At 72.6% G+C, this 24,437-nt stretch carries 13 protein-coding genes and 2 pseudogenes; 5 read left to right on the top strand and 10 right to left on the bottom strand.

Annotation, left to right across the window (positions count from 1 at the left end; genetic code table 11):
• Nucleotides 1–11: 11 nt before the first annotated feature.
• The 6 genes from OG422_RS00160 to OG422_RS00185 all read right to left on the bottom strand — a co-directional run bounded on the left by OG422_RS00160 (nucleotide 12) and on the right by OG422_RS00185 (nucleotide 10,680).
• Nucleotides 12–1,079, bottom strand: a complete 1,068-nt coding sequence (locus OG422_RS00160) for a DUF5954 family protein (protein ID WP_405738205.1) — start codon at nucleotides 1,077–1,079, stop codon at nucleotides 12–14.
• Between the two features lie 207 nt (nucleotides 1,080–1,286).
• Complete coding sequence (gene sbnA / locus OG422_RS00165; RefSeq protein WP_143942804.1) at nucleotides 1,287–2,273, bottom strand: 2,3-diaminopropionate biosynthesis protein SbnA; 987 nt, start codon at nucleotides 2,271–2,273, stop codon at nucleotides 1,287–1,289.
• A gap of 36 nt (nucleotides 2,274–2,309) precedes the next feature.
• Entirely contained in the window at nucleotides 2,310–3,353 is a 1,044-nt protein-coding gene (gene sbnB / locus OG422_RS00170; RefSeq protein ID WP_405738208.1) for a 2,3-diaminopropionate biosynthesis protein SbnB, read from the bottom strand.
• Nucleotides 3,350–4,354: a TauD/TfdA family dioxygenase gene (locus OG422_RS00175; protein ID WP_405738211.1), complete on the bottom strand. Its 1,005-nt coding sequence runs from the start codon at nucleotides 4,352–4,354 to the stop codon at nucleotides 3,350–3,352. The genes sbnB and OG422_RS00175 overlap by 4 nt, the downstream gene beginning before the upstream one ends.
• A gap of 144 nt (nucleotides 4,355–4,498) precedes the next feature.
• A complete protein-coding gene (locus tag OG422_RS00180) occupies nucleotides 4,499–8,020 on the bottom strand; it encodes an amino acid adenylation domain-containing protein (protein WP_405738214.1) in 3,522 nt (1,173 codons plus the stop codon).
• Between the two features lie 86 nt (nucleotides 8,021–8,106).
• On the bottom strand, nucleotides 8,107–10,680 hold the full coding sequence (locus OG422_RS00185) for a Pls/PosA family non-ribosomal peptide synthetase (RefSeq protein WP_405747579.1): 2,574 nt from the start codon (nucleotides 10,678–10,680) through the stop codon (nucleotides 8,107–8,109).
• A 1,009-nt stretch (nucleotides 10,681–11,689) separates the two neighbouring features.
• On the opposite strand from OG422_RS00185, the gene OG422_RS00190 reads away from it, so the two are divergent.
• Nucleotides 11,690–13,189, top strand: a complete 1,500-nt coding sequence (locus OG422_RS00190; RefSeq protein WP_405738217.1) for an amidase — start codon at nucleotides 11,690–11,692, stop codon at nucleotides 13,187–13,189.
• A gap of 89 nt (nucleotides 13,190–13,278) precedes the next feature.
• On the opposite strand, the gene pqqB is transcribed toward OG422_RS00190, so the two are convergent.
• Nucleotides 13,279–14,214 (bottom strand): pyrroloquinoline quinone biosynthesis protein PqqB, encoded by a 936-nt coding sequence (gene pqqB, locus OG422_RS00195; protein WP_405738220.1) that lies wholly within the window; start codon nucleotides 14,212–14,214, stop codon nucleotides 13,279–13,281.
• Between the two features lie 197 nt (nucleotides 14,215–14,411).
• On the opposite strand from pqqB, the pseudogene OG422_RS00200 reads away from it, so the two are divergent.
• Nucleotides 14,412–14,664, top strand: a pseudogene (locus OG422_RS00200) (GNAT family N-acetyltransferase); the annotation flags it as partial.
• Between the two features lie 57 nt (nucleotides 14,665–14,721).
• Here OG422_RS00200 and OG422_RS00205 read toward each other — a convergent pair.
• Both OG422_RS00205 and OG422_RS00210 read right to left on the bottom strand, forming a co-directional pair.
• A complete protein-coding gene (locus OG422_RS00205; protein ID WP_405738223.1) occupies nucleotides 14,722–17,829 on the bottom strand; it encodes an AAA family ATPase in 3,108 nt (1,035 codons plus the stop codon).
• Nucleotides 17,826–18,992 carry an exonuclease SbcCD subunit D gene (locus tag OG422_RS00210; RefSeq protein ID WP_405738225.1) on the bottom strand — a complete coding sequence of 389 codons (1,167 nt, stop codon included), beginning with the start codon at nucleotides 18,990–18,992 and terminating at the stop codon, nucleotides 17,826–17,828. Before OG422_RS00210 ends, OG422_RS00205 begins: the two co-directional genes overlap by 4 nt.
• 1,233 nt (nucleotides 18,993–20,225) lie before the next feature.
• Between OG422_RS00210 and OG422_RS00215 the strand changes: the two genes are divergently transcribed.
• Entirely contained in the window at nucleotides 20,226–21,143 is a 918-nt protein-coding gene (locus OG422_RS00215) for an aminoglycoside phosphotransferase family protein (RefSeq protein ID WP_405738228.1), read from the top strand.
• 80 nt (nucleotides 21,144–21,223) lie between these two features.
• On the opposite strand, the gene OG422_RS00220 is transcribed toward OG422_RS00215, so the two are convergent.
• The gene (locus OG422_RS00220) at nucleotides 21,224–22,240 is read right to left on the bottom strand and encodes a reverse transcriptase domain-containing protein (RefSeq protein WP_405747580.1); all 1,017 of its coding nucleotides are present in this window, start codon (nucleotides 22,238–22,240) and stop codon (nucleotides 21,224–21,226) included.
• Between the two features lie 44 nt (nucleotides 22,241–22,284).
• Here OG422_RS00220 and OG422_RS00225 point away from each other — a divergent pair.
• Both OG422_RS00225 and OG422_RS00230 read left to right on the top strand, forming a co-directional pair.
• Nucleotides 22,285–22,410 (top strand): annotated as a pseudogene (locus tag OG422_RS00225) (IS5/IS1182 family transposase); the annotation flags it as partial.
• A 563-nt stretch (nucleotides 22,411–22,973) separates the two neighbouring features.
• The gene (locus tag OG422_RS00230) at nucleotides 22,974–24,362 is read left to right on the top strand and encodes an aminopeptidase P family protein (RefSeq protein WP_405738231.1); all 1,389 of its coding nucleotides are present in this window, start codon (nucleotides 22,974–22,976) and stop codon (nucleotides 24,360–24,362) included.
• The last annotated feature ends 75 nt before the right edge of the window (nucleotides 24,363–24,437 follow it).

The following is a 24,437-nucleotide window of genomic DNA, read 5'->3' on the forward strand; positions in this document are numbered from 1 at the left end:
GCACCCCTTCGTCAGACGTCGTCGGCTCCCTCGCTGTCGTCGCCTTCGTGATCGAAGTGCACGACGCCGTCCTCGTCGAGGAACGGGTGAAGCTTGTCGGGGAGGTGGCTGTCGGTGTCGGACGGGCGGGGTCCTTCGGGGCCGTCCGGGCCCCAGCGGAGCAGGCGGCGGGCCCGGCAGATGCGGTGGACGGTGCCCCGTACCTCGATCTGGTTGGCGCGTTCGGTGCGGAGGCGGTCGGCGGCGCGGAGGTACTCGGCGAGTTCACCGGCCGTCGCCTCATCGCACTCGGCGGCCACCGCGCGGGCGTCGGCGGTGCGGTCGGGCAGGTCCCAGGGGATGAGTCCCTGCTGGCGTGGCGCGAACCAGGTCAGCGAGAAGTCCAGGGTCTTGCGGGCCTCGTGCGCGCTGGCGTGCAGACCGCTGCCCGTCTTCCAGCCGATGTCGTCCTTCTCCACGACCCGGAACGCGGGCGGCAGCAGCACCACGTCGGGGTGGCTCTCGCGGATCAACTCGGAGTCGTGGCACACCTCCTCGGGGAAGCGGGACCCGGCGTAGACGAGCGCGCGCAGGGCCAGACGCTCGGCGGCTTGCGTAGGGGTGACCGGCTCCTCCGGGTCCAGGAGCAGGTTGTCGTCGATCCGGTCGCGGACGCTGCGCTCCCAGTCGGGGACGGCGGGCTCGGGGTCGGTCGCGCGGGGCTGCTCGATGCCGTCGCGTCCGCTGCCCGCGTACTCCTCGGCGCGTACGACGCGGTAGCGGGTGTCCTGGACGGTGAGTTCGTCGACCGGCTCCTTCTCCAGCCGGGCGACCCCGGCCAGCAGGGCGCGGCGTTCCGCTCTGCTCTGCGCCTCGTCCTTCGCCCGGAACCACAGCCACGAGTTGAGGCTGTCGCGGGCCTCCTGGGGGCTGCTCGCCGTCACCGGGACGACCACCCGCCACCGGGGCGCGTCCTCGGGGCTCTGGGCCGCGACGCCGAACAACGGGCCCCGGACCAGCATCGCGTCGACGTCCGACATCGCGTCGAGCGCGTCGGCCTCCATGACGGCCTCGACGGGGCCGTCCGGGTATCTCACCACGACCGGCCGGCTCCGGCCCGGGCTCACCTCACCATGTCTCATGTGCTCATCCTGGCGACCCCGGAGGGAGCGCCACAGGCGTTCTCCGGATCCCCACCCCGCTCTCCCCGACCTCCACTCGGACGAGTGAGCGGGATCAGGACAGGCGGGGCGCCGCCCGGGCCCGGGGGTGGTTTCCCGGGGCCGGGCGGTGTCCGTCCCGGGGCGTCAGGCCGATTCGAGGTCCGGGGTGACCGGGTCGGGGCCGAGGACGTCCTCGCCGTAGAGGGCGTGCAGCCAGTTGGTCTGGTAGATGGTGTCCAGATAGCGTTCGCCGAGGTCAGGGGCTATGGCCACGGCGGTGAGGCGGAGGGTGCCGTGGCGGGCGAGCCAGGCCGTGGCGCCGCTGACGACGGTGCCGGTGGAGCCGCCGAAGAGGAAGCCGCGACGGGCCAGGCGGTGGCAGGCGCGGACGGTGTCGGCCTCCTCGACGTGGATCACCTCGTCCACGTAGGACTCGTCGAGCAGGGCCGGGCGGACGCTGGTGCCCAGGCCCGGGATCATGCGGCGGCCCGGTTCGCCGCCGAAGGTCACCGAACCGGCGCTGTCCACCGCGACGACCTTCACCGCCGGGTGGCGTTCGCGGAAGTAGCGGGCGCAGCCCATCAGGGTGCCGGTGGTTCCGGCGCCGACGAACAGGGCGTCCAGGCGCGGGAAGTGGTGGGCGATGCCCGGTGCGGTGGTGCGGTAGTGGGCCTTCCAGTTGTCGGCGTTGGTGTACTGGTTGAGCCATACGTACCGGTCGTCTGCGGCGCACAACGCCGTGACGTGGGCTATCCGTGCGCCGAGCAGGCCGCCGGTGGCCGCCGGTTCGGCGATGATGTGCACCCGGCCGCCCATCGCCTCGATGAACCGGCGCGCCGAGAGGTTGCAGCGGGCGTCGGTCACGCACAGGAAGCCGTAGCCCTTGCTGGCGGCGATGATGCTCAGGGCCGCGCCGAGGTTGCCGGACGAGGATTCGACGAGGACGGAGCCCGGTTTGAGGGTGCCGTCGCGTTCGGCCGCCTCGACCATGGCGGCGGCCGCCTTGAGCTTGATGGAACCGGCGAAGTTGAAGCCCTCGCATTTGAGGAAGAGGGAGTGGTCCACGATGGGCCGCAGGTCGACATAGAGGTCCTCGGCGTTGAACTCCGCGGGCCCGGAGATGATCGTCATGCTGCTTCCCTCCTCGGCAGCAGCGCTCCCGGCCGGTCAGCCATGTCGGCGCAGTTCGTGGAAGAAGTCGTCGACGCGGCGGAGTTCGCCCGCGCGGGCCACCTCGTCGTAGACGTACCGGCCCACCGCGAGGTCCAGGACGCCCAGTCCGAAGGGGGAGAAGATCACGGTGCGGTCGGCGGGGACGGTCACCCGGCCCGCCGTGACGTCGTCGAGGGTGCCGGTGAGGAAGTCGCGTCTGCCGGTGCGCTGTTCGGCGAGGTGCGGGGAGGTGGCCGCCTTGAGGCAGTGCTCGATGTCGTCGACGATGTTGGCGGCGGAGAGGACGATCTCGGGGGCGAGGTCGCGCAGGGAGATGTGCAGCACCAGCGGGTGGTGGTCGAACCACGAGACGTCGTCGACGTGCGGCTGTCCGGCGACGGTGGCGAAGACGACGAGGTCACTGGTGCGGATCAGGTCCTCGGCGCCGTGGTGGACGGTGACCGGTCCGGCGCCGGACTGTTCCAGGTAGAGGCGGAATCCGGCCGCGCTGTTTGGGGACAGGTCGTGCACCCCGATGTGGTCGAACTCCCAGCCGGTCTCCGCCAGGTAGGTGTGGATGTAGCGGGCGATCAGGCCGGTGCCGAAGAAGCCGATGCGGCGGGGGCGGGGGCGGCCCCGGCTGAGCCGGTCGGCGGCGAGCGCCGCGGATGCCGCCGTCCTGGTGGCGCTGATGATGGAGCTCTCCAGGCAGGCGAACGGGTAGCCGGTGTCGTGGTCGTTGAGGATCAGCACCGCGGAGGCGCGGGGGATCCCGGCGCCGACGTTGGCGGGGAAGCTGGAGATCCACTTCATGCCGTCCACCGGGGAGCCGCCGCCGAGCGAGGCGGGCAGCGCGATGATGCGGGAGGTGGGGCGGTCGGGGAACTTCAGGAAGTACGAGGGCGGGTTGACCGAGTTCCCGTCGCCGTGCAGGCGGTAGGTGGCTTCGACGAGGTCGACGATCTCTCGGGCCCGTCCGGTCAGGGCGCGCTGGACCTGGTTGCCGGGGATCACCGCGAACGACGGCGTGGGGGCGGTGGGGTGCGGGGTGATGGTCATACGGCGGTCACCTCGATGGTGGGCGAGCAGTCGGTCAGGGATACCCGGTCGGCGAGGGCGACCAGGATTTCGCGGCGTCCGTGGAACGGTTCCCGGCCGTGTGCGGTACGGATGTTGTCGACGAGCAGCAGGTCGCCCGAGCGCCACGGTGTGCGGCGGGTGTGGGCCTGGTAGACGCCGTTGAGCAGCTCGACGGTCTCCGGTTCGAGGGGGTCGCCGTTGCCGTAGCGGGTGTTGAACGGCAGGCCGTCGGGGCCGTAGCTGTCCACCAGGTACGCGCGGATGTCGGGGGCGAGCGTCCATTCGTTCAGGAAGGCAACCTGATTGAACCAGCAGCGTCGGCCGGTGGCCGGGTGGCGGACCACGGCGCTGCGGCGCTGGCGGGTGCAGAGGGTGCCGTCCGGCTGCCAGCGGTAGGCGATGGCGTGGGTGCGGCAGTGGTGTTCGACGGCGGCGCGGTCGTCGGTGCCGAAGGCTTCGGCGACGGAGGCGCCGATCTCACCGTTGTAGGTACGGGTCAGCAGCCAGCCCTGCCGGGCGAACCGCCGGACCAGCCGCCGGGGCAGCGCGTCGAGGACGGCGGACGCGTCCGCCACCGCCGTCGCCCCGCCGTCGTCGGGCGCCCTCAGGCAGGCGAAGAACATCAGGCCGGGGAACTCCATGGCGTAGCTCAGCTCGTGGTGCGGGCACATCTGCTGGTTGGGTGGCCACGGGGTGGTGGTGTACGTGCCGGTGGCGCGGGCCCGGCGGGGCGCGAAGCTCTCGGTCTCGGCCATCAGGTCGTCGGAGAGGGCGGCGAAGACCGCGGCGGTCCCGGCGGCGTCGCGCAGCCCGAGGCCGCGGACGAGGAGGGCGCCGTGTTCGGTGACGAGGGCGCGCAGGGCGTCCCGGTGGCGGGCCGCCCAGCGCGCCGGGTCGCCGCCGGGCTCGACGAGGAGGACCGGTGGCCGGTCGGGCCGGAGGAGAGGGACGGGCAGGGGCGGTGAAGGGGGCGATGCCATGGGGCCTCTTTCCGTGACGGGTGCCGTGTGACGGATGGCGGACTGCTTGGTGGCGGGGTGGCCTGATGGGTTGGTGGCCTGAGGACTCGGTGGGGGCGGGCGATGCCGATCAGGTGGGTGACGGCTCGGGCGTCGGTCGTGGGTTCAGGCGGGTGGCGTGGCCACGCCGTCGAGTACGGCCCGGGCGGTCGCGGCGGGGCGGGTGTGGTGGAAGTGGTGGCCGCCGTCCGGCAGCCGGTGGAGGGTGACGTCGGTGGCCAGACGTCGCCAGGCGTGGTGCGGCTGACCGGTGGTGCGGGTGAGCGGGTCGTCGTCGGCGAGCACCAGGGTGAGCGGCGCGGTCAGCCGGGCGGGCCCCGGACCGTCCTGGTCCAGTGCGGCGGCGAGGTAGCGGTGGGCCGCCGCGCTGTCGTGCCGCTGGGCGGCGGCGCGGGCTGCGTGTACGTCGTCGGGGAGGGCGGGGGCCGGGATGTCGCCGGGAGGGGGCGGGGGTGTGGCCGTGTCCGTGGGTGGGGCGCCGGCGGGGGATGTGGCGCGGGCGGCGGAGGCGGTGGCAAGGCCCGCCCCGCCACCGGTGGCGGGGGCGGCGGTGGGGGCCGTCGTGCCGTCGGTGGCTCGGGCCGCGGTAAGTGCCGCACCGCCAGCGGCAGTTCGGGCGGCGCCGAGGCCCGTCGTACCGTCGGCGGCCAGGCCGGTGGCAGCCCCTTCGGCCGAGCTTCCGGAGGCCGCGCGCCCCTCCCCCGTATCGCCGGGGCCCCCGCGCCCCTCCCCCGGATCGCCGCGCCCCTCCGCCGTATCGCCGGGCGCCACCGACCCCTCGCTCGCCTCCGCCAGCAACCGTGCCCCGATGAAGACATGGTGGGCGGGCGCGCCGCGGTCCTGGAGGAGCCGGGCGGTGGCGACGGCGAGCGCCGCACCGGCGGAGTGGCCCCACAGGACGACTCCGGTCATCCCGCGCCGGGTGATCTCGTCGGCGGTTGCCTCGGCCACCCGTTCCAGAGGCACGAGGGGGGTGCGGTCGGCCGGGTCGTGGCCGGGCAGTTCGACGGCGTGGACGGCGAACCCGGCCGTGCGCAGCGCCTCGGCGAGCGGGCGGAAGCCGAGGGCGTTGCTGCCCGCGCCGGGGAAGCCCACCAGGTGGCCGCGGGGCGCGTCCGCCGGTGCGGCGAGGGTGTGCAGCAGTCCGGGGTCGGGGGCCCGGTCGTCGTCGAGCAGGGCGGCCAGGTCGGCGAGGACGGGGCGGCGCGTGAGGTCCTTGAGGGAGACGGCCCGGTCGAGGGCGATCACGAGTTTCACCGCCGCCAGCGAGGTACCGCCGCGGTCGAAGAAGTGGTCGTGCCGCCCGACGGTCTCCTCGGGGACGCCCAGGACGTCGGACCAGGCCCGGGCCAGGCGCCGTTCGGCGGGGGTACGCGGCGGACGGTGCCGCTCCTCCGGGGGCGCGGGGCGGGCGGCGCGCGCGGCGAGGGTCCGCTTGTCGATCTTGCCGTTGCCGGTGAGCGGCAGCCGGGCGTGCCAGTGGAAGGCGGTCGGCATCATGTACGCGGGCAGCGACTCCCCCAGCCGCGCGCGCAGGACGTCGGTCTCCAGGGGGCGCGGGCCGCTGTAGAACGCCACCAGGTGGGTGCCGCGGCCGTCGTCGCCGCCCACCACGACGGCTCCGTCGCGTACGCCGTCGACGCGGAGCAGCGCGTTCTCGATCTCGCCGATCTCGATGCGGAACCCGCGGATCTTCACCTGGGCGTCGCGGCGGCCGAGGAATTCCAGCTTGCCGCCCGGGAGCCACCGGCCGAAGTCACCGCCCTGGTAGAGCCGTTGGCCCGGCCGGTGCGGGTCGTCGCCGAAGGCCAGCCGGGTGCGTTCGGGGTCGTTGACGTAGCCGCGGCCGACGCAGACGCCGGAGAAGACGATCTGGCCGGGGGCGCCGAGCGGTACCGGTTCCAGGTGCTCGTCGGTGACGTAGACGCGGGCGTTGGGGACGCACGGGCCGAGCGGGATCCGGTCGCCGTCCGGGGCCCGGTCCATGACCTCGTGATTGGTGTCGTCGGAGGTCTCCGTCAACCCGTAGGCGTTGACGAGCCGGATGCCGGGGCGGGCGGCGAACCAGCGCTGGACCAGTGCCTTCTTCAGCGCCTCCCCGGTGACCGAGACGCATCGCAGGTCCGGGAGCGGGCGGGGGTTGCGTTCCAGGTGGGTGAGGACGGCTTCGAGGTAGGACGGGACGACTTGCAGCACGGTGACGCGGGCGGTGGCGAGGGTGTCGACGAAGCGTTCCACGTCCAGGATCACCCGCTGTTCGACGAGGTGGGTGCGGCCGCCGGCCAGCAGGGCGGCGACCAGTTGCCACAGGGAGATGTCGAAGCACTGGGGTGCGGTCTGCGCGACGGTGTGGCCCTCGGCGATGCCCAGGTCGGCGATCTTGGCGTGGAGATGATTCAGGAACCCTGCGTGTTCGCACATCGCGCCCTTGGGCTCGCCGGTGGAGCCGCTGGTGAAGTAGATGTAGGCGAGTTGGTCGGCGGCGACCCGTACGCCGGGGTCGTCGGTGGGGTGACCGGCGGCGAGGGCGGTGTCGATGCGGAGGGTGCGGACCGCGGGGAGGGCGGCGAGGGCCTGGTCCAGGGTGGTGGTGCTGCCGGGTTCGGTCAGGGCGAGGCCGCATCCGGCGCGGGTGAGCATGGCGGCGATGCGGTCGGGCGGGAAGTGCGGTTCGACGGGCAGGTACACGCCGCCCGCCTTGAACACGGCCAGGACGGCGGCCATCCAGTCGAGGGTGCGTTCGGTGACGACGGCGACCACGCCCTCGCGGGTCAGGCCCTGTGCCAGGAGGGCGTGGCCGAGGCGGTTGGCGCGGTCGTTGAGTTCCCGGTAGGTGAGGTGCCGGCCGCCGTGGACGGCGGCGACGGCGTCCGGGTGGGTGCGGACGCGTTCCTCGAAGAGTTCGTGGAAGCGGCGGTCGGGCAGGGCGCGGCGCGGCCCGGCCAGCTCGTCCAGCTGGAAGCGGCGTTCGGTGTCGGAGAGCAGGCTGAGGCGTCCGTAGGGGGCGTCGGGGTCGGCGGCGAAGTGGGTGAGGGCGGTGCGGTGGTATCCGGCGATCCGGGCGGCGCTCGCCGCGTCCAGCGCGTCGGTCCGGTGGCGCGTCCGCAGTCGCGCGCCCGCGCCGTGGCGGGTCACGGACAGCCGCAGCACGCTGGTGCCGAGCGGGTCCCCGCCGTGGCCGTACGGGTCGAGTTCGGCTTCGAACAGTACGGTGTCCAGGCCGAGTTCGGCGGCGAGGCGGGGCACCGCGCAGCGGCGGTGCGCGGTGAGGTCGGCGAGGACGCGGGCGGCCTCCTGGGCCAGTTCGCGCCAAGTGTCGGGTGCGGCGGAGAGGCGGCAGGGCAGTGCGGGGCCGGTGGCGGCGACAGTGCAGCCGGTGGTGACCTGCCGTTCCCCGGAGAGGGCGGCGAGCACTCCGGTGTGCGCGGCGAGCAGGATCGCTTCGCGGGGGACGCCGTGCTCGCCGCCCCAGCGGTCGAGCCGGTCCATCAGCTCGCCGGACAGCGGGAGTTCATGGGTGTCGACGCCGGGCACGGGGTGGGGGGCCCACCGTGGGACCGGGGTGAATCCTGCGTCGGTCAGGACGGTGCGCCAGTACTCCCGGTCGTTGTCGGTCGGTTTTGTCATCAGGAATCCTTCCTGCTGGGTGGGCGGGGCGCGGCGGGGCTGCAGCTCGTACGGCGTCGTCGGGTGGTGGGCCGGCTCTCGGCGGGTCAGCTCGGCGCGTGTTCCGGGGCGGTGGCGCCGGGGTCGCGGGGCCGGGGCGGCGTCGGGGACGGCTGGCGGCTGGGGTCCGCCGGGGCTGCCGGGTTGCCGGCCCAGTGGGCGTGTGCGGGGACGTCCTCGCCCTTCATCAGGAAGGAGTCGGCGCCGAGCACCGCGCCTCGGCCCATCGTCACGCCGTAGTGGACGAGGGCGCCGACGCCGAGGGTGCAGTCGGCGGCGAGGGTGCTGTGGGCGGACTTGAAGGTGCCGTCCTCCTGGGAGTGACACTGGATCTTGCTTCCGGCGTTCAGGGTGCAGTCGTCGCCGATGGTGGTCAGGGTGCGTTCGGTGAGGAAGCAGCCGTCGTCGAAGACCCGGCGGCCCATCCGGACGCCGAGCAGCCGCCACAGGACGTTCTTGAAGGGGGTGCCGTTGAACGCGTTGAAGTGGGTCTCGGGCACCTTCCACAGGCGTTCCTGGTGCCAGAAGTCCCGTTCGTAGATGGAGAACACCTGGGGCCGCAGGGGCCGGAAACGGATCAGGCACCGTTCCACGAGGGCGTAGTAGACGGCGGTGTACGTCATGACGCCGATCAGGAATCCGGCTTCCAGCAGGGTGCCGATCGCGTCGTCGCGCCCGGTGGTCACGAGGCTCAGCAGGATGATGCCGTGGAAGTGGGCCCAGCGGATGAGCAGGAAGAGGGCGATGGTGCGGAGGTTGTAGCGGTTCTTCGCCGCGAGGCGGTCGCGGAGGGTGTCGCCGGTGCGGAGGTGGTCGAAGCGGGCATCGCGCTCGACGGTGCGCGGGATCTCGAAGCTGGGGGAGCCGAGGAGTCCCACGCCGGTGCGGAGCTCGCCGTCGAGCGGGACCATCACCTTCGTCGCCAGGAGGCAGTTGTCGCCGGTGCGGCCGCCGGAGGGGTAGGCGATGAAGTTGCCGAGGAAGTTGCGCCGTCCGATCGCGGTGCGGGTGACGCGGAAGGACGAGCCGGAGAACTCGGCGTTGAGGAGCGAGAGTCCGTCGGCGATCATCGTGCCGCTGCCGATGGAGCTGAGGAACGGCGAGTCGTGCTGGACGAGGCTGCCGAAGTTGGAGCCGGTCTGTTCGACGCGGGAGAGGTCGTACCCCAGTCGTTGCAGGTAGGGGACGATATAGCTGCTGTCGCCGAAGAGCTGGATGAAGAATTTGAGGTTGGTCAGGCGGGCGATGGTGCGGTGGGTGCCGTAGCGGAGGCCGTACAGCGGGTAGACCGTGCCCGGTTCGATCGCCCGGCGCAGCAGGCGGGGGACGGTGAAGAGCACGCCCAGCCCCAGGGTGACCGCCCCGAAGAAGAGCGTCCCGGACAGCAGCAGCGCGTTGAGGTGGAACACCGCGGAGGTCAGGGGCTGTTCGTCGAGTTCGCCGTGGCCGCCGAGGACCGGTACGCCGGTCCACAGCAGGGCGAGGAGCGAGAGGGGCAGCGGGATGCCGATGAGCAGGGTCCTGGCGAGGTCCACCGCGCCGAAGGCGGCCCGCCGCAGCGTCCCGCAGCGCTTCGGGGCGACGCGTACGTAGTTCACGTCCGTGGGGCGGGCCGGGGAGCCGTGCCAGCGCTCGCCCGCGGGGACGGCGTCGCCGCGCCGGAGGGTGGAGGTGTGGCCGAGCTGGGCGCCGTCGCCCATGGCGGTGTCGATGTCCAGGACGGTGCGTTCGCCGACGAAGGTGTCCCGGCCGAGGGTGACGGAGCCGGTGCGGATGCGTCCGGCGTGGGCCCGGTAGCAGAGGAAGAAGCAATCCTTACGGATCACGGATCCGGCGCCGATGGTGAGCAGGTCGGTGCAGACGGGGACGGTGCGGGACAGGATGGTGACGTGCCGGCCGATCTTCGCGCCGAGTGCCCGCAGGTAGAGGACGTAGAGCGGGCTGCCGACGAAGAGCACCACGGGGTTGGCGTGCACCAGCACCTTGACGATCCACAAGCGCAGATAGGTGACGCCCCAGACGGGGAAGTCGCGGGCCGTCCACTCCCCGATGAGCAGCCATTTGATCAGGACGGGGAAGGCGCAGAGGCCGGTGAACTCGGCGCTGCCGAAGACGACCGCCCGGCCGTAGAGCGCCGGGAGTGACGAGGCGTGGGAGACCCAGGTGTAGCCGCGGGTGGTGGCGAACGCGATGAGGCAGGAGTAGCCGAGGAAGAAGGCCAGTTGCGCGGCGCCGCAGGCGAGGTAGCGCGCGGTGGGGTGCGCGGGCGGTGGCCCGGCGGGGGCCTCGGGTTCGGCGGGGGTGCCGGGCTCGGGGGCGGCCTCGTTCTCGGGGGTGGCGTCGGCGCAGGCCGTCGCCAGGGCGGCGATGGTCGGGTGCCGGTAGATGTCTCTCATCGAGACCGCGGGCAGCTCCCCGCGTTTTCTGACGCGTGCGCAGAAGTGCGCCATCACCAGGGAGTCGGCCCCGAGGTCGTCGAAGAAGTGACTGTCGGCGGGGACCCGTTCGGCGTGCAGGACCTCGGCGAGGATGGCGGCGAGGACGGTCTCTAGGACGGGGGGCGGGCCGGGCGCCGGGGCGGGCCCGTCCGGGGTGGCGGCCGGCGCGGATCCGTTCGCCACGGCAGTCCGTGCGGATCCGTCCGTGGTGGCCGTCGGCTCGGTCCCGTTCGTGGTGGCTGTGGTGGCCGGTGCGGCGGCACCGTCCGGGTGGCCGGGCGTGGTTCCGGTCGGTTCTTCTCTCCCCACGTGAACTCCTTGGACGCGTCGTGCCCGTACGCGCGGGCGAGGTGCGGTGGTGGTCGGGCCGGAGGGGCGATGGCGGGTCAGGGGGTGCGCACCCGCGGTTCATCGGTGCGTGGCGGCGCCCGGGGAATCCGGACGGCCGCCTTCGGCGTCGTCCGCGTACCGCTCGCTTTTCTCCCGCACAGCTCCCCCATTTCCCGTCCCCACCGAAGGGATCGTTGAAGAACGTAGAACCGCCCTCTCCCCCGAACCAGCCGGGTGCAGGCCACAAAAAGCACCGGCCCGCGGCGAACGGAAAAGGATCACCGTCCCGCATCGGAATATCCGGCTCCCCGTCCCGCGCAATTCCCCGGGAGGCGTCCGCCACCTGCGGATCTCCCTCTCCTCCACGCGGCGCCCCAGAGGGGACATGAACCTTCACCACACCCACACAGAAAGCATGTAAATGCTATTTATCGGGCACTGCCGCGGGCCTCAAAAGACACAAAGAGTACAATGCGGCAGACGCAGCAACACCCGCTCGGCGCTTCGGCGGCGAATCAAGTTGGCGCGAATCGACCGAAACCCGCGAGTCACGGATAAAGAATTACCCTGGCTCCGGTAATGCCCCGTAACAATCTGGCGGACACACCTCCGGAAAAACCCGAGAATATTTTTATATCCTTCTCCCGGAATTCTCCCCGGACGCACCGCTCGGCACGTCCCTCACCCCACGCACCGGAATGCACTCTCCTTTCCCGGGCCCCGGAAGGCCGTCGATTCACGGAATTCCCTCGGGTTGAGGAGGGTGACGTGAAGCGCACCTCCGCGCGCGCCCGGCGCGACATACACGATCTCCGCGCCCCTACGGTGAGCGGCGGCACAACCGCGAGGAGAAGAGGCAGAGATGACAGATGGTCAGACTCGGGGCGACCGGCGCATACCGGACGGGACGCCGGCACCGGACGAAGAACTCGCCTGGCTGGATGCGACGGCACAGGCCGATCTGGTCCGCCGAGGTGTGCTGTCGCCGACCGAGCTGGTCGAGGCGGCGATCGCCCGGATCGAGCGGCTCAACGGCAAGCTCAACGCGGTGATCACGCCCCTGTTCGAGAAGGCCCTCGCCACGGCGGGCGCGGCCGAGCTGCCGGACGGCCCGTTCCGCGGGGTGCCCCTGCTGCTGAAGGACGCCCTGTGCCACTCCGCCGGCGATCCGGCCCACAGCGGTATGCGCGCGTTGCGCGACCGCGGCTGGCGCGCCCCGGAGGACGCGACGCTGACGAAGCGGTTCCGGTCCGCCGGATTCGTCATCTGCGGCCGGACCAACGTCCCGGAGCTGGCCACCAGCGTGACCACGGAGCCGCTGGCGTACGGCCCGACCCGTAACCCGTGGGACCTGACCCGCTCCCCGGGCGGTTCGAGCGGCGGTTCGGCGGCGGCGGTCGCCGCGGGCATGGTCCCGGTGGCGCACGGCAACGACATGGCCGGTTCGATCCGGATACCGGCGAGCGCCTGCGGGCTCGTCGGCCTCAAGCCCACCCGGGCCCGGACCTCACTGGGGCCGGAGTTCGGCGAGTACTGGGGGCCGGGGACGCATGAACACGTTCTGACCCGGTCGGTCCGCGACACCGCGGCGGTCCTGGACGCCACCGCCGGGATGGCGCCCGGTGACCCGTACACCGCCCCCGCTCCGGCGCGGCCCTACCGCGCGGAGGTGGGCGCCGACCCCGGCGCCCTGCGCATCGGGTTCCGTACGGCGCCGCCGGGCGCGTCCGCCCCGGCCCATGCGGACTGTGTGGCGGCGGTCGAGCACACCGCGCACCTGCTCGACGCGCTCGGCCACCGCGTCGCCCCGGAACCGGCGCCCGCCCTCGACTCCCCCGCCCTCTTCGAGGCGCTGCCGAACCTGTTCGCCGCCATCGTCACCTGGGAGTTGGCGTACTGGTCGGAGCGGATCGGCGAGCGGCTCGAACCCGGCGACCTGGAGCCGATGAACGGGGCGCTCGCGGAGGCGGGCCGCTCGGTCACGGCCGCGCAGTGGCTCGCCGGCCTCCAGACGTGGCAGCGCTGGGCCCGCGGTGTGGCCGCGCTCTGGGAGGACGACGTGGACGTCCTGCTCACACCGACGGTGTCCACGCCGCCGCGGCCGCTGGGACAGCTCGCGCCGACGGCGCAGGAGCCGATGGACCTGGTGGCGGGCGTCACCGAGGGCATCGCCTTCACCCTGCCCTTCAACCTCACCGGCCAGCCCGCCGTCTCCCTGCCCCTGTACCGCAACGCCGAGGGCCTGCCGATCGGCGTCCAACTGGTCGCGGCCTACGGGCGGGAGGACGTGCTGATCCGTTTGGCCTCCCAGCTCGAAGAGGCGGCGCCGTGGTCGGGCGCGCGGCCGCCGTTCTCGGCGTAGGGGCTGATTCGTAGGACGAGTCCAGGGGGACGGGGCCCGGTCCATGCGGTGCACCTGGGCCGCCGGGCGCCCGGCCCTGTCCCCTTCCCTCACACCGTCAGCTCCCTCCCGTCCTCCGGGACCTCCACCCCCGCGCGCCGCACCTCATCTGCGGCATCGGACGACGGATCCAGAAGCGGATTGGTGTTGTTGAAGTGTGTGTAGAGGCGGCGTAGGTCCGGGTGGCGGGCGAGGCGGGTGAGGGTGCCGCCGGGGCCGCTCACCGGGAGGTGGCCCATCAGGGACTGCCCGGCGTCCGGCGACCGTACCGCCTGCCCCAGCTCCTCCGCGCTGAAGAACGTCCCGTCGACGAGGGCGCAGGTCACCGACGCGAGGAGGTCGTCGAAGCCGTCGGGCCAGGTGGCCAGGCAGGGCGCGTAGAGCAGCGCCCCGCCGGTCGCCGGGTCCTCGATCCGTACCGCGCTCGCCCAGGGGACATCGGTGGCGGGCGCCGCGACATACTTCGGGGCCTTCGTCCCGACCGGGTGCAGGGTGGCGGTGAGGCCCCCGGACAGCGTGAACGGGGCGGAGGCGGCGGCCGTCCGGTCGGTGGAGCCTTGCGTGGTCAGGGGGTCGGTGTCCTGCCACCGCCAGGGCGCGTAGCGGTCCAGCAGGCCCCGCAGCGGCAGCGCCGTGGAAAGCGCCTCGTGGACGGGCGGCGCCGCGTACACCGTCAGGTCCGCGCCGCCGCGCAGCACCGCCAGGCCGAGGGTGTGGTCGGCCTCCGCGTCGGTCAGCAGGACGCCGCGCACCGGGGTGTCCCGCGGCCCCGGGCCCGCGGCCAGCGCGGACGTCGCCTCCAGCTGGACCCGGATGTCCGGCGAGGCGTTCAGCAGCCACCAGTCACGGCCGTTGCCGCTGACGGCGACGGAGTCCTGGAACCGGGACGGCAGCTCGCCACGGCGGCACCGGGCACACAGCGCGCACCCGCAGTTCCACTGCGGGAACCCCCCGCCCGCGGCGGTACCGAGCAACTTCACCCTCATCGACAGCCTCCCCCACTCACCGAATACGCCGGGTTCCTGGCACTTACGCGCCTCGGATCGCGAAACCGCTGCGGGTTTCCGAGACCGTCGGGGAGCCTCCCCCCTCAACGGCGCGGGCGAACACGCCGGGCGGGGAGGGTAGGGGGAGCGGACCTCAGCCCCGCGCCGACGAGCAGCGGCAACGACCGCCGGTCGGGGAGCACGGCACCGCGGAACTCGGCTACCGGGTCGCACGGCACGTCGCCGGGCACGGTGCGGCGACCGCGACCGTCCGGGAGCTGTGCGACCTGGCGGCGGAGCGGTACGGGCCGGGCACCCTCAGGGCGGCCACCGCCCACGGGAATGCCGCGTCCCGGAAGGTGCTGGCCAAGGCCGGTTTCCTCACGGCCGGCCCCGCCGGACCCGGCCGACCTCGGCGGCAAGCCGGGCACCTGGTACCGGCGCGACCTCGCACGCCGGCAGGGGTCCGCGACGTTCCCGCGCACCCCGTTCTCCGGACGGCCCGCCCTACCCGCCCACACCCCTATGCCGCACCGCCGACCCCGACCGGTCCTTCAGGACCTCCAGCTGAGCCGGGATGCGGCCCTTCAGATCCGCGACATGGCTGACGATGCCGACACTGCGGTCCCGTTCCCGCAGCCCGTCCAGTACGTCCAGCACCTCGTCCAGGCTCTGTTCGTCGAGGCTGCCGAAGCCCTCGTCGATGAAGAGGGTGTCCAGGCGGGTGCCGCCCGCCTCGTCCGTCACCACGTCGGCGAGGCCCAGCGCCAGGGCGAGCGAGGCGTAGAACGTCTCCCCGCCCGACAGGCTGGAGGTGTCCCGCTCGCGTCCCGTCCAGGCGTCGATCACGCGCAGTCCCAGGCCGGAGCGGCGCGACCCGGCACTGCGCGCGTCCGTGTGCACCAGGGTGTAGCGGCCGCCCGACATCCGCTGCAGCCGCTCCCCCGCCACCACCGCGACCTGTTCCAGGCGGGCGGCCAGGACGTACGACTCCAGCCGCATCCGGCGTACGTTCTCCCCGGAGACGCCCGCCACCAGCGACGCGACGCCGCCGACCACGCCGAACTCGGCGTACAGCGGGGCTAGTTGGCGGGCCTCCGCGGTCGCCCGGTGCGACAGCCGGTCCAGCGCCGCGCAGCGCTCCTGTGCTCCCGTGCGGACCGCGGCCGCCTCGCGCAGCCGCCGCCCGGCGGCCTCCACGGAGCGGCGCGCGGCGGCCGGGTCCACCTCCGCGCCCGTCGCCACGGCGGCTGCCGCTTCGGCGTCGGCCAGCTCGCGTTCCGCCGCCGCCGCTTCTGCCTCCCGGTGGGCGACCCGTTCGGCCAGCTCCCGCCGTACCGCATCCGGCAGCTGCGCGGCCACCGCCTCCGCCACGTCCGCGAACCCCGCCGATGCGACGGCCTCGGCCCGCGCCTCCTCGGCCTCCCGCAGCCGCCGGTCCGCCGTGCGGGCGGCGCCCGCCGCGTCCACCACGGCGGCCAGCATCGCCGCCCGCCGCTCGCCGCGCCGGGCCCGCTCCGCGACGCTCGCGCACTCCCCGCGGGCCCGCGCCACCTCCTCGCGGAGCGCGGCCCGCTCCGCCTCCAGCGCCTCCCGCCGGGAGAGGCGGGCCGCGATGCGGCGCTCGGCGTCCTGCCGCTCCGTGCGCCGCCGCTCCGCCTCGCGTTCCGCGGCCGTCAGCGCCTCCCGCGCGGCCCGCACCCCGGCCGCCACCGTCCGCACCTCGGCGTACTCGGCGGCCAACTCCTCGGCGCGGGCGGCGCGTTCGGCGGCCGGGGCGTCCCCGGCCGCGGCGGTGGCGGCGGACAGTTCGCCGTGGACCTCCCGCACCCGGCCCTCCGCCGCCCGGTACGCGTCCTCCCGCTCCTGGTACGCGGCGAGCGCCGCCTCCTCCTCGGCGCGGCCGACGTGCCCCTCCCCCGGCTGTGCGGGATCCGGGTGTGCCGTCGCGCCGCAGACCGCGCACGGCGCGCCGTCGCGCAGTGCGGCGGCCAGCTCGGCGGCGACGCCCCGCAGCCGCCGGTCCTTCAGCTCCAGCCACCGCTCATGTGCCGCGGCGGACCGCTCCCGTGCGGCCAGGGACTCACCGCGCAGCCGCTCCAGGCGGGCCGCCAGCTCGTCCCGGCGCCGGGACGCCGCCGCGCGCTCCCGCGCCGTGGCCACCGCCGCCTCCAGCGCCTCCGCGCGCCCCACGGCCTCCTGGGCGCTCTCCACCCGTTCCTGAAGGGCGCGGCGCCGCGCGTCCCATCCGTCGAGCCATTCCGCGCACTCCGCCACGGCGTCCTCGTCGGCGGCGCCCTCGCGCTCCGATGCCTCCCGTTCGGCGGCCAGCGCGGCGACACGCTCCTCCGCGCGCCGGGCCGCGGCCAGTGCGCCGAGCTGTTCGCGCTCCGCGTGTTCCCGTGCGGCGAGGTGGTCCGGCTCCGCACCGGCGAGGGAGGCGGGCAGCTCGGCGCGGCGGGCGCGCTCCGTGGCGTCGGCGGCCTCGGCCTCCCGGCGGGCCGTCGCGCACCACGCCAGCGTCGGCGCCACCTCGGCGGCCCGGCCCGCCGCCGCCAGCCGCTCACGGTCCCGGGCGTCCGTCGCGGCCGTCCCCGCCAGGCGGGCGGCACGGTCCCGGGCCTCGGCGAGGCGACGCCGTACCCGGTCGCGCTCCTGCGCCTCCTCCCACGCCAGGGCGGCCGCCCGCTCCGCCTCCCCGGCGGACCGCTCCGCGCAGGTGGCCACGGCCAGCCGCTCCCGTGCCGCGACCCGCGCCACGGCCATCCGTACGAGGACGGAGGCGGCGAACCCGGGCTCGCCCACGCCCGGGGCGTCCGGAACCGTCTCCGCAGCCGGGCGGCGGCCCGCGGCGCCCGGCTTCCGCGCGGCCGGGATGATGCCTGCCGCGGAACCGGCCGGCAGCGCGGGCAGCGCCGCGAGATCCGGGCACTCCCCGGCCGCCTCCGCCGCGCGGTGCGCGAGCGCCAGCAGTCGTTCGTCGCCGCCGCGGACCCGCTCGGCCGCCGCCTTCCGCCGGGCCGCGAGCCGCTCCTCGACGGCGGCGAAGCGGCGGGTGTCGAAGAGCCGGCCCAGCAGCCGTGCCCGGGACTCCGCGTCGGCCCGCAGGAACCGCGCGAAGTCGCCCTGCGGCAACAGCACGACCTGGCAGAACTGCTCCTTGTTCAGGCCGAGCAGCCCGCCGATCTCCTCGCCGATCTCCTGGTGCGACCGGCTCAGCGCCTTCCACCGGCCGCCCTCGCCGGGCCCGGGCGCGTACTCCCGCAGCCGGCTCTGTGCCTTCTCCCGCGTCGTGCCCGTACCGCGCTTCTTCGGGCGCGTCTGCTCGGGCAGCCGGGTGATCTCCAACCGGCGTCCGGCGACGGTCAGTTCGAGCACCACCTCCGTCGGCGTCCACGGGTCGGCGAGATCGCTGCGCAGCGCCTGCCCGGCCTGCCGGACGCCGGGCACCGAGCCGTACAGCGCGAAGCACACCGCGTCCAGGACGGAGGTCTTGCCCGCGCCGGTGGGGCCGTGCAGCAGGAACAGGCCGTCCCGCGACAGCCGGTCGAAGTCGACGGTCTGCGCGCCGCCGAACGGACCGAACGCCGTGACCGACAACCGGTGCAGCCTCACGGCGCCACCTCTTCCGTCGCTTCGTGCAGCCGTACCTCTTCGAACGCGGCGCGCAGCACCGCCCGCTCCCCGTCGTCCGCCGCCCGGCCTTCGCGCACATGCTCCACGAAGTCCTCGGCGACCTCCTGGTCGTCGCGGCCCCGCACCCGCTGGGCGTACGAGGCGAAGGTGACGACCGGGCCCTCGTCCGGGTCGAAGGCGAGGGCGAGGGTGTGCGGGAAGCGCTCCGTCAGGCGGGCCATCGGCTCCGGCGGGCGCACCGGGTCGGTGAGTGTCGCCTCTACCCAGTGCTCCGCGTGCCGCTCCAGCGCCGGATCCGCCAGCAGCGCCTCCAGGCGGCCCCGCAGGCGGGCCAGCGGACGCGGGACGGGGGCGTCGACGCGCTCCGCCGTCACCTCGCCGTCCGCGCCGAGGTCGATCAGCCAGGACGATTTGCGGTGCGCCGCCTCGGAGAAGGAGTACGCGAGCGGGGAGCCCGAGTACCGGACCCGTTCGGAGAGCGTCTGGCAGCCGTGCAGATGTCCCAGGGCCACGTAGTCGACGCCGTCGAAGACCGCGGCGGGCACCGATGCGACGCCGCCGACCGCCAGGTCCCGCTCGCTGTCGCTCACCTCGCCGCCGGTCACGAAGGCGTGCGCCAGGACGACGGAGCGCGTTCCGGCGGGGCGGGCGGCGAGGTCGGCGCGGACGCGGTCCATCGCGGCGCCCAGCACCTCCGTGTGGGCCGCCCGCCCGGCGCCGAGGCGGTCGCGGACGAGGGCCGGTTCGAGGTAGGGCAGGCCGTAGAAGGCGACCGGGCCGTCGGCGTCGTCGATCAGGACCGGTTCGCCGCACCGCTCCGGGTCGGTGCGCAGGTGGACGCCGCCGCGCTCCATCAGTCCGGCGCCGACGCCCAGGCGGCGGGCGGAGTCGTGGTTGCCCGAGATCATGATCGTGGGGACGCCCGCGGCGGCGAGGCGGTGCAGGGCGGAGTCGAACAGCTCGACGGCGGCGAGCGGCGGCACCGCCCGGTCGTACACATCACCGGCGACGAGGACGGCGTCGACGTCCCGGGCGGTGACGGTCTCGACGAGATGATCGAGGTAGGCGTGCTGCGCGGTGAGCAGGCTCACGCGGTGGAAGGAGCGCCCCAGGTGCCAGTCGGAGGTGTGCAGAAGTCTCACAACATCGCTCCGACCTGCATGTTCTGCCTCTCCATCGGCTTCGGCTCAGCACCGGGTCAGCACGAGTCTACGAGTCAGCACGAGTCACGTTGCTCGTGGCAAGCACCCGTCCATCACGGACCTCATTTTCGCACCCGCGTCCGGAGTCGAGTGACCGTAGATGCCAGCGATGATCTGAATCGTGGCGTGCCCCAGCCATCGGGAGACCTCCAGCAAGGACACCTCCCACCGATGACACTGCTGGCAAAGAAGTGCCGCAGTGTATGGATTGTCCACGACTCGTCTGCGAATCCCGCCTCAATAACTGCACGCTGGAACTCGATCCGATAATTCGAATTTCGAATCCAGAACATGGCCGCCATGACGAGCATGGAGCAGGTAACCGCCCTTGCCCGCACCGTACTTGCGCAGGCGAAACCGCAGGGCACAGCACCATCTGACCTGGTGATTGCCGGGACGTTGTCCGTTGACATGACCCCAGCGGGGGTTTCCAGTCTTTTGAAGTCCTTTCCTGTCCGCCGTGGGTGAACGCCTACCCTCGGCCCAGGAAAGGAGTCCTCCTGTCTCGGGTCTACAGAGACGAAAGGAATGTGTCGGCAGCGAGGAATCGAAGACGTTGCGCACCCCGTCGGCCAAGACGGCGGGGACGTCCCATGGCTCGTGCCATGGGACGCCATGGGAGAACCCTCACGGTGAGCCACGAGAGCAGCGTTCAGCCGCCGCTCGTCCTGATCTGCGCTCCGTATTCGTTGCGCCTGTACGTACGCCGTTCGTTCTTCTCGACCTTCCGGGCGAGGAGCCGCTGGCGAATAACGGGCGGGGGCGCGGTCAGGTGGACGAACAGGCCCACGCGGTCGATCACGCTCCCGGCCAGGTCGAGTGCCTCGCTCCAGGTGAGGTGTGACCTGCCGCGCTGCAGTGGTCCGTAGACCAGCTCACTGGTACCGGACGGCTCTGGGGTCCTGGAGGTTCCGGGCGTATTCGACGCACTTCTGCGAGAGCCGGAGCGCCGCGACGCGGACCGAGGTCGATGGCCTGGACGGCGAGGGTGTGAACGCGGTCGCGAACTGACCGTTGACCGTTCCCAAGCGCGTGGACCACGACGTGGGGCTCGTAGCACATCGCTCTGTTGCTGCGAGAAAGCCGAGCAGGTTCGAAGTGCGTTCGACGCCGGAACTTGACTCGGATTCACCCGAAGCCCCGGCAGGCCCTCCCCGACTACCGTTGCTCCACATGACAGCCACCGAGACGGACATCACCGAGGACTTGATCCGGGATCTGCTGCGCGAGCAGCACCCCGACCTGGCGGAGCGCCCCCTGAAGCTCGGAGCACTCGGCTGGGACAACCAGGTGTGGCGGCTCGGCGACGACCTTGCCGTCCGATTGCCCTGGGCGACGCAGTCCGCGGACGCGCTGCTGCGTAAGGAACATGCCTGGCTGCCCACCCTCGCCCCGCGCCTTCCTCTGCAGATCCCCGTCCCGCAGCGCCTTGGTGAGCCCTCCGCACGGTTTCCGCGGCCCTGGCTCGTCACCACCTGGGTACCGGGCGAGCCCGCCGACCGCGCCCCCGCTACGCGCGCCGCGGAGGCGGCCGTCGCCTTGGCCGCCTTCCTGACCGCCCTCCACCGCCCCGCCCCCGACGGGGCGCCCGCAGGCCGAGACCGCGGCGGCCCGCTGACCGACACCGCCAAACACTTCACCCAAGGGCTCTCCTCGGCCACCGAACTGGGGCTGATTCGCCACCCGGACGCCGTCCGCGCGGTCTGGGAAGACGCCGCTGCCGCGCCGGGCTGGGCAGGCCCAAGACTCTGGCTGCACGGCGACCTGCATCCGGCCAACGTCCTGACCACGAACGGCACCTTCTCCGGCGTGATCGACTTCGGCGACCTCTTCGCCGGCGACCCGGCCTTCGACCTCGCCGCCGCCTGGATCCTGCTGCCGGACGGCGCCGCCGACCTCTTCCACGAGACCTACCAGCCGAGCCCGGACGCCGCGACCCTACGCCGAGCCCGCGGCTGGGCGGTGCTGCGCGCCCTCGCCTGCATCCACATCGGAGACGCCGGCGTCCACGGCCGCCCCGGAGGCAAGCCCACCTGGGGCCCACCCGCCCACACCGCACTGGAACGCCTCACCTCAACAGTCGCCGAGTAGCCGAGGGGATTCTCACCCCTCGGCTCTCACAGATCCGTACGTGACAGTCTCCCGTCATACGGCTCTTGTCGTCCTGATCATCAGATCGATACGACTGCGGTGGTGCAACGCCAGTGCGCAAACATGCGGGGGTATCGCTGGGCGATCTCCTGCATCTTCACGATGGCCTTCCGCTTGGCCGCGAGCCGCTTGTACTTCTGGCGGATCCAGCGCACCAGGTAGGTGTTGATGCGCGTCAGGAAGGGATGTAACTCCCAGGGCCGGAAGCGGCCGTAGTAGTTGATCCATCCCGCCACGACAGGGTTGATCCTGCGGGCGAGCTCGTGGAAGGACAGTTCTGAGCGGGTGTGCAGGTGCCAGGACCTCACCTCCCGCCCCATCTTCTTCAGGGCATCCTTGCTGACCGCCGGATCGAACGACAGGAACAGATTCCCGTGCCGACTCCGGTTTTTCCTGGCACGGAAGGTGTATCCGAAGAACGTGAACGCCGTGTACCCAAAGGCCCGTTGACGGTCGCCGTCCTGGCAGTACACGATCCGGGTCTTGGCCGGGTGCAGTTGCAGTCCGACCTCGGCCATCCTGTCCGTGAGCGCGGCCAGCACCTCGCGGGCCTGACGCTCTGTGACACAGTGCAGCACCGCATCGTCCGCATACCGCTCGAACCAGACGGTCGGAAACTCCCGTTCCATCCAGGTGTCGAACGCGTAGAGCAGGAACAGGTTCGCCAGGACGGGAGAGACCGGAGCCCCTTGGGGTGTCCCGGCCTCCCGCTCCAGCAGGGAGCCGTCGGGCAGTTGAAGCGGCGCGCGGAGCCACCGATCAACATACAACTTCACCCAAACGGCGTCGGTATGCGCTGCCACCGCCTTGACCAGGAGGTCCCAGGGCACGCTGTCAAAGAACTTGGCGATGTCGAACTCGACCACCCAGTCCCGTTTCCAGCAGCGTTCCCGACACTTCCCCAACGCGTCCAAGGCTGACCGTCCGGGCCGGTATCCGAAACTGTCCGGATGGAAAATGGGATCCACCCGCCTCATCAGATGCCGGGCCACCACAGTCTGAGCCACACGATCAGCAACGGCAGGAATTCCAAGAATTCTCTCACCGTCTCCGTGCGGCTACAACCAACTCCTTTTCATGTTTCAGGACACAACACCAGTTCAAACGACTCCGCATCCGCTACGAGATACGCGCCGACCTCCACCTCGGGCTTCTCCCACTCGCTTGCAGCATCATCTGCTTGAGACGACTCAAACCCCCATTCTGAAACGATCAGTAAGTGCCAGGGTTCCTCCCGCAGCTATCCCGCTCCTGACCAGCTCTTCCGGACCAGTAGCGGACCAAGACCTGGCTCACCCCGCAGAGGCCCGCGTTGGCTGACGCGGTCCCACTCCTGCAGGGGCTGCTCGATGAGGCGGTTGGCCTGCTCCCGGTTGCCGTCCAAGAACTTGGCGTAGCGACGGAAGCGGACCTCGATTCCCTGGACCGCGCGGCGAGCGCATTCGGCCGGGGCCACACCGGAGTACGGCCAGAACGAGATCCCGGCATGGCATAGGTCGTACGGTCGCTTGGCCGGCCCAGAGGCGCGCTCCGTCCGGGTGAGGACGTTCTCCCCCGCCGTGCCCACGTCGGACCCGTACGCCGCAGCGTCCACGTAGTTGCCCATCAGCCTGTGCCGTTGAACGCCCGCCGGGGATACCCGCGGATCGACGGGGTCGCTTTCCCAGGGTGGTACGTAACATAGCAATGTGAAATCGCACTAGCCGAGTCCCCGGCCCCAACTACACGCAGCCATCCCGACGTTCGCCCCACCCGTCATCTGGAGACCCCATGACCGGCTCCCCCGCGCGCCCGGGCACCGAACGCCTCCACACCACGAGCCACGACCTCGCCGTCTCGCCGGAGCTGGCCGCCTTCCTGGCGTCCAGATGGGCGGAGAGTCCGCTCCCCGGAGAGCTGCGGCTCCCCGCGGCGGACCTGACGGCCGGGCGCCGGGAGCGCCTGTCGGCCCGCTTCCCCGGCGAACGGCTGATCGTCCCGGCGGGCGATCTCAGCGTCCGTTCCAACGACTGCGATCACCGGTTCCGTCCGCACAGCGCGTACGCCCATCTCACGGGGCTGACCGGCGAGGACCAGGCCGGTCACGCCCTCGTCCTGGAGCCGAGCGGACCTTCGGGGCACGAGGCGGTCCTGCACCTCCGCCCCCGTTCCCCCCGTGCGGCCGGCAGCGAGGAGTTCTACCGCGACCGCCGCCACGGCGAGTTCTGGGTGGGGCGCCGCCCCGATCTCGACGAGGCCGAGCGCATGACCGGCATCCGCTGCGCCCCGCTCGACGGCGCCGACCCCCTGCCGCCCGGCCGCAACGCCGCCGACGACCCCGAACTGCGCGCGGCACTCAGTGAACTACGCCTGGTCAAGGACGCGTGGGAGGTGGCTCAACTGCAACTCGCCGTCGAGCACACCACCACCGGTTTCGAGGACGTGGTCCGGTCGCTGCCTGCGGCCCTCGCACACCCGCGCGGCGAGCGCTGGATCGAGGGCGTGTTCAACCTCCGGGCTCGCGCGGAGGGCAACGGCACCGGTTACGACACCATCGCCGCTTCCGGGGCCCACGCCTGTGTCCTGCACTGGATCCGCAACGACGGCGCCCTCGACGCCGGCCAACTCCTCCTGCTCGACGCGGGAGTCGAGACCGACACCCTTTACACCGCCGACATCACCCGCACCGTCCCGCTCTCCGGGCGGTTCTCCCCCGTTCAGCGCGAGGTGTACGCACTCGTCCTGGCGGCACAGGAGGCAGGCATCGCGGCCCTGCGCCCCGGGGCGAGCTTCCGCGACTTCCACCGGGCGGGTATGCGGGTCATCGCCGAGGGCCTGGCCGAGTGGGGCGTTCTCAAGTCCCCCGACGGCGACCTGTACCGCCGTTACACGCTCTGCAGCAGCGGCCACATGCTGGGGCTGGATGTGCACGACTGCGCGCAGGCGCGCGCCGAGACCTACTTGGACGGCGTGCTGTCCGAGGGACACATCCTGACCGTGGAGCCCGGTCTGTACTTCCAGCCGGACGACGAGACGCTGCCGCCCGAACTGCGCGGCATCGGCGTACGCATCGAGGACGACCTGGCCATCACGGCCGAGGGGGCGCAGCTCATGTCCTCGGCGCTGCCCCGGACTCCGGACGCGATCGAGGACTGGATGGGCGCCCTTCTGGAGAAGTGAGGAGGGAGATCCGCACGCTCCCCGGAAGAAGCGCGCCGATGTCTTGGCAGCCCTGGTGCCATGTGAAATATTACT

Source organism: Streptomyces sp. NBC_01525 (assembly GCF_045040405.1).
GTDB lineage: Bacteria > Actinomycetota > Actinomycetes > Streptomycetales > Streptomycetaceae > Streptomyces > Streptomyces benahoarensis.